A 13189-nucleotide genomic window follows, 5' to 3' on the forward strand; every position below is an offset into this window, starting at 1 on the left:
AGGCAATTCTCGTTCCGTCATTCAGTAATTCTGTGCCAAACGGACTGGGATGGAACTCCTTTCTTCAGCAAACCGTTGGCGCCGGAGATCCTACCTCTCAATTCATCGGTGATTGATTTGGCCTCTTGTCCATTTCGGACAACCTTCGGCGTTATCAGGATCAGTAATTCTCGTTTCCCGACATTGTCCTCGCGGTTTCTGAACAGCGTGCCGAGAACCGGAATATCACCTGCACCTGGAACTTTAGTGTCCGTTCGTGTGCGGCTGTCTTCGATCAAGCCGCCAAGCGCGATTGTCTGGCCATCATGCACTACGACATTGGTCTCGACCCGGCGTTGCGAAATCGTTGGGCTGTCAATGCCGGACGTGGTCGTATTTTGAACGCTACTCACTTCCTGATCGATGTCCAGGATGACTTGCCCGGATTGGGCAACTCTGGGCTTGACCGTCAAGATGATCCCTGCGTCTCGATACGCGATCGTATTGACAATTGGTGCGTCCGGGTTGGTCACGTCTTGAGATTGCTGTGTCGCAATTGGCACTTCATCCCCGATCTGTAAGCGCGCCTCCTGATTGTCCAGAACCAATAGGTTGGGTGAAGAGATAATATTTACATCTGTAATCGATGCCAACGCATTGATCGCAACTCGGGCAGAACTGGTTTGAAACAACAGCGAAAGGCCTGGGAAAGTTGGTGCAACCGCTCCGTTGGAGGCATCCGTAAATACATTGCTCCAGTTTCCTTGTTCAAAGAACCACCTCAGACCGAAGTTCAACTCATCTCTGAGGGCAACTTCTACGATTGTTGCTTCCAGGAGGACCTGAACTGGTACGGTGTCCAACGCCTGTAGAAGCCGCGAGAAGCTTTCCTGTTCGGTATCATTTCCCCAAACGATGATTGCGTTCTTTGCGTCATCTGCAACCACACGAGGCGCACCTTCGCCAGAAGCCTCATCAGCTTGGGCAATATCTTGCAGCATTTCACCCAGGATTGGAGCCAAATCTTTTGCGATGCGATGTTGCAAGTTGTATACTGCTGGTCGTCTGCGCGCTCCCCCGGCCGTTCTGTCCAGATCACGTATCCATTGTTCCGCTTTTGCCAGATAAGTTGAGCGCGTGCTGACAACAATGACCGCAGATAGACGTTTGCTGGGGATAAACGTCACAACATTTTGCAGGCTACCACCATCTTCTGTCTCGAAGATGAGGTTCATCTCTTCGACAACGGCTTCCGGCTCCGCAGCTTTCAGACGGTAGAGGCCGACCGATTTGCCCTTCAAAACGTCCACATCAAAGAGGTTTACGGCATCAATCGCGGCAGTCATTTCATCTCGGGCACCAGAAACCAGGATTATGTTCCGGTTCGGAATTGGCATAAGCTCGACAGTGTCACCAACAATTGGCTCCAGCAGCCTGATCATCTCCGTGGTTCCGATATATTCCAGTGGAACGGCAACCAGACGGGCTCCTACTTGTTGCGATTGACCAAGCCGAGTGACGCGCCGGGAGGACCCTTTCAAAGGAACAATTGTGATCAGGTCGCCGGAGGTTTGGAGGGCGGCACCGTTGAAACCAAGTACGATTTCAAATGTTTCAAGCAGAGCTCTTTCGCTAAGCGGGCGGGTCGTCTGCAAGGTAACCGTACCTTCAACCCCGGGTTTTATTGTATAATTTTTGTTGAGGGCATCGCCCAGAACCGCTTTTGCAGCTTGGTCAATGGGAACGTCCACCAGGTTGAGAGTAATTGCCCCGTCGTCTGACACTTCGACGATCTCCCGCCGACCACGAGACGCGGCGAGGAACTCATCCGTACCCAAATACCGCCTTTCCGGCGCAGGACCATTCAAAGCAAGTCGCAAACTATCCGCTCCTGTCTGCGAAGATCCTCGAATTGAAGACTCTTTGTTGGCCAGAAACCGTGAACTAAACCCGCCTTCTGAATTTTCATCGCTACAGGCCGCAACTAATAAAAGGCTCAAAGCAATAAATACCGTTCGAAAATGGTGCCTAAAGTTGATCATCATTGGTACATCTCAATTCGAAAGGTTTCGGAAGCCAGACTGAGTTCGACCCAGTCCGGTCCAATGTCGGATACGGTCCACCCGCCGATCTTTGTGCCTGGTTTCGCCCATTGTGGGCTCTCGCCATTTGCTGAAACCAGCACTTTACTGCCGGTTGCGTCCACCATTACGCCATGCACAGAGATTACCGGTCGCTCAGACGATGTGACAGGCTCCGCCGAGACGGCAACTTCCTGAACCTCATCAGGTTTGAGAGGTGCATTCGGGCGGCGATTTGGCGCGAATAACGGGCGTTCAACGATTGCCGCATAGTAGATTTTTGACCGTGGAGATCGCGCCGCACTACCCGCCTCAGCGGATGCTACCGCTTGGCTCTGTTCAGTTTGCGCTGCAAGATCGGAACGTTCAGTGGCTGATGTCACCGTTCTGCCCGCAACGTAGCAAGACAACGCTGCCACGACGGCCAACATGGAGGTCCCGCTAAAGGCAAGTAGAAGGGATTTCATTCGGCGCTCGCCTTCTCCAGTTGAATAGGGGCGATCAGCTCAAGCTGGGCATTCAGAATGGGCAGTGTTTGGTTGCTATCCGGACGGTTAAGTTGCCGCAGAGACGCTTTTTCAACGAGCAAGGCGGGAGACGAGTATTCGATCTGCTGCAAGAAACCCAGAACCTGGTCCAGAGTTGCCTCGAACTCAAGGCGAAAGCCCGCAGCTTCAACCGAGGCCACGCGCTTTGTTTTCAGTGGTGTAATCGACCTCAAACTCACGCCATTGCTGGAAGCCGATGCCGAAAGAGCGGTTTGAATCTGAGCCGTTACCGCGCCAATCTGTTCAGCCCGCCATAGGAAGTCCTCTTCTTCATTCTGAGAAATTGTGGCGCTCTGCTGCTTTAAGTTGGCAATCGTAACCTGTGTGCGATGGATATCGGCCTGCACCTGAGAACGTGCTTCAAGCCCGCTTGCCTTCCAGGAATTCAGCGGGGTCACTATGAAAATCCCTGCCAGCGCGACAACACTACCGCATATAACAAGAGCGCCGAGCGCAGATATGACGCGCTCCCGCTGCATTACCCCGACACTCCAAGATCGAGTGTGATCTCAAACTGCTCTGCCCCGCTAGCTGTGCGTGAAACAGGTCCGCTCAGACGCGGATTACCAAATACGGAGCGTTTTCCAAGGGAAAGCACTGTTTCTGCGGCGGAATTCTCGGCCTCTCCGGTAATGACCACATGCGACGTGTTAAAGGTCAGTGTTGAAACCCAAACATCGTCTTCCAGACTTACAGTCAATTCCCTGACAGTATCCAAAAGGAGAGGCCTCAAAAGCACAGCATCGACAAAAGCTGCTTTTTGAGCTTCTGCCTTTCGGATGTCTTCCACTTTACGCCTCTCAAGGAGCGCCTCAGACTGCAGCGTCTCCAGTTCGATCTGAAGCGCGCGGGCTTCGCTGCGCGCTGACCAGCCGGGATAAAGCCATGCAGCAAACAGTGCGAGCGCTACCCCCGAGACTAGCGCTGCGTTCAATTTTCGGAAACCTTGGCGCCAGGGCAGGAGTTCGTCTGAAAAGTCGGCAATGGCGGATGGTACGTTTTCTGTGTCTACATACAGTCTTCGAACACGGAAACCGTTTTTCCTCAGGTTGACCTTCCAGTTCGCAACATCGTCACGTCGAACAATCCACTGTGAAACATCAACGGTATCGTCCCGAATGATGGGTTTCCCCAATCGCCAATGGATATTGCTCAGTTCAAATGGCGTACGGCTTCTGAGGTCGAGCAGTGCCATTTCTTCCAGTTTGCCACGGGCGGAAAGCGGCAAAGTCAGCCGTCGCTCAAAGAAAAATTCTACGGGGACAAAAATGTCTATAGCAGGGTTACTGCTACCCTGCCCTTTTTGGGCTACTTCTCCCGATAACGCGTCGATTGAAACGTTGACGTCAGCTTGATTCAGATGCGATGTGCGAAATCTTACAGGCACAGCCATGGGTTGACCCCAAAACATGGCGTCCACCCACTCTGGTATCAAGCCGCCCGCCCAATCGGTCAACTTGGCTTTGACATCTATAAATGTCCGCCTGATCATCTGTCTGCTCGTTTTTATTGGGCTAATTGCCCTAATTATTTCACTTGTTTACTCTACAACTTTAAGCTTTGACAGAACTTTGTGAACAGGGAGCATGGTTGTGGCATATTTGAACACTTCGGAATTCCTAGAATGGCTCCAGAGCAATGAAAAGATAACACAAACTGCTGTTCAGAGGGCTGAAAACGCGAGTCGCAAGACCGACACGCCTATTGAAAAAACTCTGCTTGAATTTGGCCTCGTCGACGAAGACGAGCTTTATCAGGAGCTTGCTAAGTTTCTGGACCTTAGATTTGTCACAGAGCCCGATTTTAACCCCGAACTTGCCGAGAACCTGTCTGTTCCCAGAGACTTTCTGAAAAGGGCTGAAGTTCTACCTGTGCTAGAAGATGACAGCGCCATCCTGGTGGCTACATCTGATCCTCGAGCACATGAAACGATACAAAGCGTTGGGTTTCACCTCAGGCTGCCCGTTCAGATGGTCATCGCGACGCCGACCACGATCAAGACATTGCTGGTCCAAAGCGATCCCGCAAACGACCTCAAAGAGGATGTGTCGGATTTTGACGTCGAACGTTTGAACGCATTGGCCAATGACGGGCCGACCATCAAGCTGGTCAATGACATTATTTCAGATGCCGTCCGGATGGGCGCATCAGATGTTCATATCGAAGCTGGGGAGACGTCGGCAGCGATCCGGTTCAGGGTCGACGGTCGTCTGCGCACCACCAGAACTGTGCCAGAAGGTCAGCGGGCCTCGGTTATTTCCCGGCTCAAGGTCATGGCTGATCTGAATATATCCGAAAAGCGCCGGCCGCAGGATGGTCGAGCCCAGATATCGGTACGCGGCAGTGTCATCGACATTCGGATGTCCACCCTGCCAACACAGTTTGGCGAAAGTATCGTGCTGAGATTGCTGGACCGGTCAAACGTGTCTCTGAACTGGACGGCTTTGGGCTATGACCAGACGCGTATCGAACAGATTGATCGCATCGCGAATATGCCTAACGGCGTCTTCCTTGTGGCAGGGCCTACCGGCAGCGGCAAAACCACGACCCTTTACACCGCGCTGAGCGGCCTGAACTCCACGGACCGGAAAATCGTCACAGTGGAGGATCCAATCGAATACACCCTCCCAGGTGTGAATCAGGTGCAGGTCGAACCTGCTGTTGAGATGACATTCGCGCGGGCTCTGCGCGCCATCCTGCGACAGGATCCCGACGTCATAATGGTGGGCGAAATCAGGGACCATGAGACAGCAGAGATTGCTGTGCGCGCCGCTCTTGTTGGCAGGCTCGTGCTTTCAACGATCCACACCAATGACTCGCTCTCTGCGGTGACACGGCTCATCGACCTTGGAATTCCGCCGTATCTATTGTCGGCAACATTACGGGGTGTGTTATCACAACGGTTGGTACGCACCGTTTGCGTAACTTGCCAAGGTTCTGGCTGTGAAACATGTGGAAACTCCGGAACAAAGGGGCGTACGGTGGTGTCAGAACTGCTCGAAATAGACTCCGCTTTGAGTTCAGCGATTTCCGACGGAGGGACCAAAAGTGCCCTGACCCAAGCTGCTCGTTTGCAGGGGTTTCGCACGATGCAGGATCAGGCCAATGAGTTGAAGAGCATCGGTAAGATAGACGCGTTTGAACTCAAACGAGTATTGGGTACAGATTTTGGCTAGTTAACCGGTAACCAGGTTCTGGCTGTAATAGGCATAGATCTCGACCACGTCGGTGTGTTTGTGCGTCCGGCTGATGCGGTGCCGCAAAGTACTGGCCATCAAGTGGTGTTGCAAACACTCCAATAAAAGGAAGCGGCAGCGTCTTTTAAGTCAATCTACTTCAACCTGCTCAAAGAACCTGGCTAAGGAATCACAAACAACTTCTATACCTGCTTCAGGATAGTAATTTTCTGAAGACAGTTCATGTGGAATACGAACGAGACATGCATCTTCGTGATGCAAATCAAATTTTAGAAAATAGGGATCTCCCGAGCCAATAAGACACGCTCCAGCGGGAAGAAAACCCAGCTCTTGCACTAATTTCCCTGGAAAAAGGATAGTCGCTTCTTCAATTATTTGATTGGCGTTCAACCACTTTAGATCAACGCCTATTCCAGTCTGATCAAACTCTTCCCTGAGAGCCAAATTTGAGCCTATAAGCTGATAGTGCTCCAATAGCTTCAAGTACCAATCAGGGGCTAAGTTATTCGCAAATTTTCCGCGTAGCAGTACTTTGTCTTCACCACTCAACTTCGATCCAGTAAGCTGACCCTTAATCCCATCTAAAGCGCTGTTAATCTTCATTTTGTTATAAGCATCTTTGCAAGCGGCCCATCCTTTTTGGCCATGATACACTGCCCTGGATTTTGATCCGCTGAGAGAACCGCAAAAAGTGTGCCGTGTAGATAAATTTTCGCGATACCTAGTTGGCTGTCACACCATTTTACAGACACGTCATTAGCGTTTTCAATTCTGCGCAACTCCAAATCTTCTCTTACGTATGCCTTGGGGTTAGCGAAAGGCATGTTTTCAGAGCTGTACCATTCGGGATTATCCGGTGATTCACACCGATTGTACATCCAAACATCTGCGACTATTTCTCCGATGGGGTTAACAAGGTACGCATAGGCAACTTTACCATCGTCTTCAAATATCACCGAGTAGCCGCTAGACTCATCTCTAAGCTGTCTTTCACATACCGTCAAAGCGTCCGCTGTCCCATTCTTTCTTCCAATAGTTCCTTTGCTCTTTCTTCCAATAGTTCCTTTGCTCATTTTTCCATGCTTTTCTGTCAATTTGAGAAGGAGTCTGGCCCGTATTAGGGTGGTTCTTTTTAAAGTTGTCGCCTAGTCGATGATCCGTTCGGGTCATTTCATCAAGAGGACCATTTGGTTTCTGATTCCGGTGATGAAGCTCTACTGGATACCCGTCTTTTTTGCTAGTAGGGGCATTCCCACGTTTGTTGGGCTTACACAATTCGCAATTTGGTATTTTCTTCCCGGTATCAGGTGCTTTCTTACCCCCTGATACACAACCGAGACCAGCTGCCGCCGCATCGCCATAATTTCCTGCAACGGCGTGCGCTCCTGCAGAAACACATTCCAACGCCCTTGAGATCGAGTTGGCTAGGCTGAAGATCCCTCGTCCGATAGTTCCTACTGCGCTTGCCGCAGTCTTTGCACTCTCGCGCGCGATCGACAGGTATTCACTTGTGCTTGTGAGTCCTGATGGGTCAGTCAAATTGTATGGATCGTTTTCGACATACGCATACAGATTCAGGTCACCTGCCGCGAAGCCGATTGGGTCGCGCTGGATGAACTGTCCTGTTGCGGGGTCGTAATGGCGGGCGCGGTAGTAGATAAGCCCGGTCTCGAGGTCATGCTCGCGGCCTGTGTAGCCGTAGCGCTGCTCGATGGTGTTGGCCGTTTGGGTCTGGTTACCGAAGGCGTCATAGTCGTAATCGGCGGCAACGGCTCCGGTTGAGATCGAGACCGCAGCCAGGATCGAGCCGGTCGAGGATCGCCGTCAGCTAGCCGTCCGGGTCGTAGGTGTACTCCAGATCAATGCGTTAGAGCGATTCATCCAAGTTAACGGTTTCTACATCGAATGTTTCGCACAGGCACACCAACTTCCAATCTGTGTGAAACTCTACCGAAACAATTTTCATTTGCATTTCATCAGTGCTTTCTTTTCTTTCTGAAGCTGTACAACTCAAATCAAAATCTCGCCGATTTTCATCTGAATCCCCATATATCTCCAACCTAGAAATTATTGGTGGCTGTGAACACGGAGTAAAATTGGCTGCGGCAACATTGGAAAGGCTAAGTTTTCGCGTTTCTCCATTATACTCGCTAACGATGTGAAACCCGTCTAGTTCGAACTCAACCTTCTTAATTTCAAAATCGTGCAATCGATGATCAATTTCCATCAGTCATTTAACCTCCCTGTGACTGGGTCTCTTTGACCGCCAGTCCACTCAAGTTCTTCACTAGTCGCTGGTCGAGCACATCCTCTATCGCCGTCAGTTGGCCGTCGGGGTCATAGGTGTATTCCAGGTCGGTCAGCGTCACCCCGGACTGCGCATGGGCCCGTGCTGGATGCTTATTCCGTTAGCTGCACGGGAAATGCTTCAGTGATGATAGACGCGCTAAACTCTTCACCCCTCAGGCTCTCTTCCCACGATCGGCTTACCTTAAGTTTTTGAGTAAGAAGAATGTCTCCATCCAAAATCTCGAAATCGTCCAGAGGTTTGATATAGCTTTCTTCGGGCCAGTAATGCGTGTCAGTTTCACGTTTGCAAAGGTAGATAGTAAGCGGTGCTACCAAACCTGACGATTGGACGGCGTCGGGTGTAACTGAGATTTCTTCTGTAAATCCGAGATCCAAGTACACCTTCGGGATGAGCTTGGAAAGCTCGTTTTCAGAGTTCAGCTTTTCAGCAATCAAAGATGCGATACCCCAAGAAATTTCTAGCTCATGCTCCCGACTGATGGTTTTCAGCCATATTTCATCAATATGAACGGTCACATAGCCTAACCGATCAATGTCATTGTGGTTGTCTTCAACCCAAGAAATTAGGCTTTTTTCTTGATCTTTTGTCAGCTTGGAAGATTCCAACCGTTTCCGCTTAGCCATTTCTTTTCCGCGTTTGTAAGTGTTTTTCCACCATGCTTCCAACTGCCGTCTCGGTTTAATGCGCTACCGTCTTTGAAGTGCACGTGATCTTGCTCACCTTTCACTTTGCCTTTGTCAACACGGGTTACCTTCTTCGGTGCTTTTCCTTTCTGGATTTGCTTATTCATTTGATTGACGGAGGTTCTATTCTCGTTGTTTCCTTCGTCATCATCTCCGCCCCCCTCGGGCATTGGAGACGGTGCAGCCGCTTGGGCTCCAGTATTGTTGTTGGCAGAGCTAGAATTTCCGCTATCCCCACCCTGATTGTTCAAGATATTAGCGAAGCTTGCCCAAATGTTTTGGATCAGCGCTTGAAGACCTGATCTGATACTGGACATGGCATCGCTAAATCTTGTTTGTCCGTCTCCGTTTACATCGCAGATAATGTCAGTTGCACATGCCACTGCTCCGGTTCCGACAACTGCTGCAGTCAGCAATACGTAGTCGGCAGATATAGCCGCCAATCCGCTCGGATCAGTCCAATTGTACGGATCATTCTCGACGTATGCATACAGATTCAGATCTCCTGCTGCGAATCCGATGGGGTCTCTTTGGATGAACTGCCCTGTTGCGGGGTCGTAATGGCGGGCGCGGTAGTAGATGAGCCCGGTCTCGAGGTCGTGCTCGCGGCCGGTGTAGCCATAGCGCTGCTCGATTGTGTTGACGGTCTGGGTCTGGTTGCCGAAGGCGTCATAGTCGTAATCAGCGGCAACGGCTCCGGTTGAGATCGAGACCGCAGCCAGGATCGAGCCGAGGCGGTTGGTGTAGAGCCCGTAGGCCGAGCCCGATCCTGCATCGGTGGAGCCGGTATAGCCCTCGAAACCCAGTGGTTCGTCAGTACGGGGCCCGTGCAGCCAGCGTTTGGCCAGCGTGCCGTTCTCGAAGTCGAGCACGGCGTCATTGGCCGTGGTCGCATAAGGGTTCCACGGGTCGTAAACAAAGGCCTCCACATCAGCGCCGACGGTTTTGGCGATGCGCCGATCGAGGGCATCATATGCGTAGGTGGCGGTTGTGGTGTCGGAGCCGTAGCCGATCAGCCTGTTCTGGCTGTCATAGGCATAGGTCTCGACCGCGTCGGTAACCTTGTGGGTCCGGCTGATGCGATTGCCGCGCAGGTCATAGTCGTAGCGATAGGTGTCATCCTCGCGCAGTTGGTTATGAGCGTTGCTCTCATAGCCCGACGAACTGTTCGAGAAGGTGCGGTTGCCCTCTTCGTTTTCACCTAAAAGTCATATAACTTGTAGCTCAAGCTATCGTTGCAGCAAAACTGTGATGGCTCGAAGATTGAACCCATGAGTTGAAGCCAACTATTCACTTTTGTAACCATGTTGGCAGTCCATACATTTTAAAGAAGGCATCGAACTCTTCTTCACATGCGACCTTACTTCTGTAGAACAAAATGAAAGGAGGCCCGGAAACGTTGCCATCCGAATCCAGAACGTCGCCGATTTTTAGCTGCTCCAGTGACGCTTCCTTCATATTCCCATCTAGTGAATTCGCTTTGTAGAGGCATATTGGAACCAAGCTTGAAAGCCGCTTGAAGCGCACCAAAAAATTGTTCCACGCATCACGATGGCTAACCCCTTCTAAACGCGCAATTTCCAACACAGTGTGAGCAACAAGTTCGTAGTCGTCGTGGGCATCAAGAACAATATTTTTATCTATTTCATCAATCATTGGACAGCCTTTAGCGCGATTCTCACCTTGCCTGCAGACCCACCGGAGATTTTCGCGTAAGGCCCAGACTTAACCGCATCACCAGTCGAGTTACCCGCATATCCTCTATTGATTTGTACAGAGTTTCCGCGTCCATCGTAATAGCGCACACCTTGATCCGGATTTTTTGAATTTAAAGGTTTCTTTGTCCAACCTCTTCCGTCGCGAAGTGTTTTATCCAAGTATTGTTCCGCTTCATCGTAATTTGAGTTCTTGAGCCGATTTTCAACTGCGTTGTCATCGTCACCTTCGTCATCTCCGTCCCCATTTGGTGTAGGCGTTGGCGCGGCGGCCTGAGCGCCAGTATCTGTGTTACTGGTAGATTTAGAGTTGCCGTCATCCCCATTGCTTTGACTGTTTAGGATAGGGTCAATGACGAGCAGTTGTGTCAAAATTGCTCCAATTAGTAACCCGACACCTCTGCCAATTGCAGAGAGAGAGCCACGCGAAATGTTGAGTGAATTTCGTGCCGCCATGGCATATTCATTCAGCCCACTTGGATCTGTCCAGTTGTATGGATCGTTTGAGACATACGCATATAGGTTCAAATCCCCTGCTGCGAATCCGATGGGGTCTCTTTGGATGAACTGCCCTGTTGCGGGGTCGTAGTGGCGGGCGCGGTAGTAGATGAGCCCGGTCTCGGGGTCCTGCTCGCGGCCGGTGTAGCCATAGCGCTGCTCGATTGTGTTGACGGTCTGGGTCTGGTTTCCGAAGGCGTCGTAGTCGTAATCGGCTGCGACGGCGCCGGTGGAGATCGAGACCGCGGCCAGGATCGAGCCGAGGCGGTTGGTGTAGAGCCCGTAGGCCGAACCGGAGCCTGCATCGGTGCTGCCGGTATAGCCCTCGAAAGCCAGCGGCTCATCGGTGCGGGGTCCGTGCAGCCAGCGTTTGGCCAGCGTGCCGTTCTCGAAGTCGAGCACGGCGTCATTGGCCGTGGTCGCATAAGGGTTCCACGGGTCGTAAACAAAGGCCTCCACATCAGCGCCGACGGTTTTGGCGATGCGCCGATCGAGGGCATCGTAGGCGTAGGCAGCGGTTGTGCTGTCAGAACCGTATCCGATCAGCCTGTTCTGGCTGTCATAGGCATAGGTCTCGACCGCATCGGTGAGTTTGTGGGTCCGGCTGATGCGGTTGCCGCGCAGGTCATAGTCGTAGCGATAGGTGTCATCCTCGCGCAGCTGGTTATGAGCGTTGCTCTCATAGCCCGACGAACTGTTCGAGAAGGTACGGTTGCCCTCTTCGTCATACTGGTAATCCTCGATCGGCACCGGCACGCCGCCATCGATGGGCGGGATGCCCTGGCGGACCTGTACCGGATCGAAGATTTCCATCAACTAATCAGAGGTGAAAACATCAACGTCAATTGCTGCCCTCCTGTCGAACCACAAACTTAATAGGATATGCGAATAGCAGATGATTTGCAGCCTGCTTTCAAAGGCGACTTTAACCAATTTGACAGGTCAAAATTCTACCGAATGATCTCGATCCCGACTACCACACCATCGTCCGACAGATCAAAAACTAAATCCAATCCGGTACAGTCTTCACCAGAATTTTGAAGTGCCTTCTTTAACTCCAAGAAGTCTTCCAGTTTAGTGCATTCTGATAGTCTCGGGGTGGCAACCACTGTACGCCCTATTCTTTCTGGCATCTCAATTTGAACGGCAGTTTCTTCTGCCTCGAAATGTACAACTGTCCCAGTCAACTTCATATTGACACCTCAAGCATAGAAACCAACTTCACCGTCGAATTAATGTAGTAACAAACCGAGCGGTACCATTTGAACCGGTTCGAAAAACGACATATCCGTTGTTTCCAGCAGGCACCAGAACTTGGTTGGCTTTCGCAGTATCCGGAATCGTCCCTTTGGGCCATCCGTTCTGTTTCACACTACGAATAAGCGCGTTTAATTCAGATTTCGCTGCGGCTTCCGACTCCCAAACATTTCTTTTCACACCTTGCTCGATAGAATGGCGATATCCTTGTTTGTCCGCTGGGTTATTATCCTTGACAATTTTCTTGACGTTGAAGGCGTTGTTTTCATCATCGTCTCCTCCATCTGGTGTCGGGGTCGGGGTCGGTGCAGCCGCTTGGGCTCCAGTATTGTTGTTGTTGGCAGAGCTAGAATTTCCACCATCGCCGTTGTTCTGATTGTTCAGAATGTTCCCAAAGTTTGCGAGGAAATTTTGCAAAAGCGCGTTGAGGCCCGAAGCAATTGGCCCAAAGACAGTTTGATTGCATGGATCGTAAACAGCACACCCAACTATCGCGGTAGTTGTGCCACCCAGTATTGCGTATTCAGCTGCAAGGGATGTTAATCCGCTCGGATCAGTCCAGTTATATGGGTCGTTTTCTACGTATGCATATAGGTTGAGGTCCCCTGCTGCGAATCCGATGGGGTCTCTTTGGATGAACTGCCCTGTTGCGGGGTCGTAATGGCGGGCGCGGTAGTAGATGAGCCCGGTCTCGAGGTCGTGCTCGCGGCCGGTGTAGCCATAGCGCTGCTCGATTGTGTTGACGGTCTGGGTCTGGTTGCCGAAGGCGTCATAGTCGTAATCAGCGGCAACGGCTCCGGTTGAGATCGAGACCGCAGCCAGGATCGAGCCGAGGCGGTTGGTGTAGAGCCCGTAGGCCGAGCCCGATCCTGCATCGGTGGAGCCGGTATAGCCCTCGAAACCCAGTGGTTCGTCAGTAC

The 13189-nt window shown here is 51.5% G+C and carries 14 protein-coding genes; 1 reads left to right on the plus strand and 13 read right to left on the minus strand.

Going from position 1 to position 13189, the window contains the following annotated elements:
* Positions 1-17: 17 nt before the first annotated feature.
* From gspD to ACR0D7_RS17060, 4 genes are read right to left on the minus strand one after another with little or no spacing between them, the layout of a single operon-like run.
* Positions 18-2024: a type II secretion system secretin GspD gene (gene gspD / locus ACR0D7_RS17045; protein WP_480680099.1), complete on the minus strand. Its 2007-nt coding sequence runs from the start codon at positions 2022-2024 to the stop codon at positions 18-20.
* Positions 2021-2527 carry a hypothetical protein gene (locus ACR0D7_RS17050; protein WP_480680100.1) on the minus strand — a complete coding sequence of 169 codons (507 nt, stop codon included), beginning with the start codon at positions 2525-2527 and terminating at the stop codon, positions 2021-2023. The genes gspD and ACR0D7_RS17050 overlap by 4 nt, the downstream gene beginning before the upstream one ends.
* A complete protein-coding gene (gspM, locus tag ACR0D7_RS17055) occupies positions 2524-3087 on the minus strand; it encodes a type II secretion system protein GspM (RefSeq protein WP_480680101.1) in 564 nt (187 codons plus the stop codon). Before gspM ends, ACR0D7_RS17050 begins: the two co-directional genes overlap by 4 nt.
* On the minus strand, positions 3087-4100 hold the full coding sequence (locus tag ACR0D7_RS17060) for a PilN domain-containing protein (protein WP_480680102.1): 1014 nt from the start codon (positions 4098-4100) through the stop codon (positions 3087-3089). Before ACR0D7_RS17060 ends, gspM begins: the two co-directional genes overlap by 1 nt.
* Positions 4101-4200: 100 nt before the next feature.
* On the opposite strand from ACR0D7_RS17060, the gene ACR0D7_RS17065 reads away from it, so the two are divergent.
* On the plus strand, positions 4201-5784 hold the full coding sequence (locus ACR0D7_RS17065) for a GspE/PulE family protein (RefSeq protein ID WP_480680103.1): 1584 nt from the start codon (positions 4201-4203) through the stop codon (positions 5782-5784).
* 150 nt (positions 5785-5934) lie between these two features.
* Here ACR0D7_RS17065 and ACR0D7_RS17070 read toward each other — a convergent pair whose 3' ends face one another.
* The 9 genes from ACR0D7_RS17070 to ACR0D7_RS17110 form a co-directional block, all read right to left on the minus strand.
* Positions 5935-6408 (minus strand): hypothetical protein, encoded by a 474-nt coding sequence (locus tag ACR0D7_RS17070; protein ID WP_480680104.1) that lies wholly within the window; start codon positions 6406-6408, stop codon positions 5935-5937.
* A complete protein-coding gene (locus ACR0D7_RS17075; protein ID WP_480680105.1) occupies positions 6405-6878 on the minus strand; it encodes a hypothetical protein in 474 nt (157 codons plus the stop codon). Before ACR0D7_RS17075 ends, ACR0D7_RS17070 begins: the two co-directional genes overlap by 4 nt.
* Positions 6796-7608 carry an RHS repeat-associated core domain-containing protein gene (locus tag ACR0D7_RS17080; RefSeq protein ID WP_480680113.1) on the minus strand — a complete coding sequence of 271 codons (813 nt, stop codon included), beginning with the start codon at positions 7606-7608 and terminating at the stop codon, positions 6796-6798. Before ACR0D7_RS17080 ends, ACR0D7_RS17075 begins: the two co-directional genes overlap by 83 nt.
* Positions 7609-7672: 64 nt before the next feature.
* Entirely contained in the window at positions 7673-8032 is a 360-nt protein-coding gene (locus ACR0D7_RS17085) for a hypothetical protein (protein ID WP_480680106.1), read from the minus strand.
* Between the two features lie 173 nt (positions 8033-8205).
* Positions 8206-8739: a hypothetical protein gene (locus ACR0D7_RS17090; RefSeq protein ID WP_480680107.1), complete on the minus strand. Its 534-nt coding sequence runs from the start codon at positions 8737-8739 to the stop codon at positions 8206-8208.
* A complete protein-coding gene (locus ACR0D7_RS17095; protein WP_480680108.1) occupies positions 8703-9728 on the minus strand; it encodes an RHS repeat-associated core domain-containing protein in 1026 nt (341 codons plus the stop codon). The genes ACR0D7_RS17090 and ACR0D7_RS17095 overlap by 37 nt, the downstream gene beginning before the upstream one ends.
* A 361-nt stretch (positions 9729-10089) precedes the next feature.
* Positions 10090-10455: a hypothetical protein gene (locus tag ACR0D7_RS17100; protein WP_480680109.1), complete on the minus strand. Its 366-nt coding sequence runs from the start codon at positions 10453-10455 to the stop codon at positions 10090-10092.
* Positions 10452-11825 (minus strand): RHS repeat-associated core domain-containing protein, encoded by a 1374-nt coding sequence (locus ACR0D7_RS17105; protein ID WP_480680110.1) that lies wholly within the window; start codon positions 11823-11825, stop codon positions 10452-10454. The genes ACR0D7_RS17100 and ACR0D7_RS17105 overlap by 4 nt, the downstream gene beginning before the upstream one ends.
* A gap of 408 nt (positions 11826-12233) precedes the next feature.
* The coding region (locus ACR0D7_RS17110) for an RHS repeat-associated core domain-containing protein (RefSeq protein ID WP_480680111.1) at positions 12234-13189 on the minus strand (956 nt) is incomplete at its 5' end.

Source organism: Ruegeria sp. BB7, from assembly GCF_056539365.1.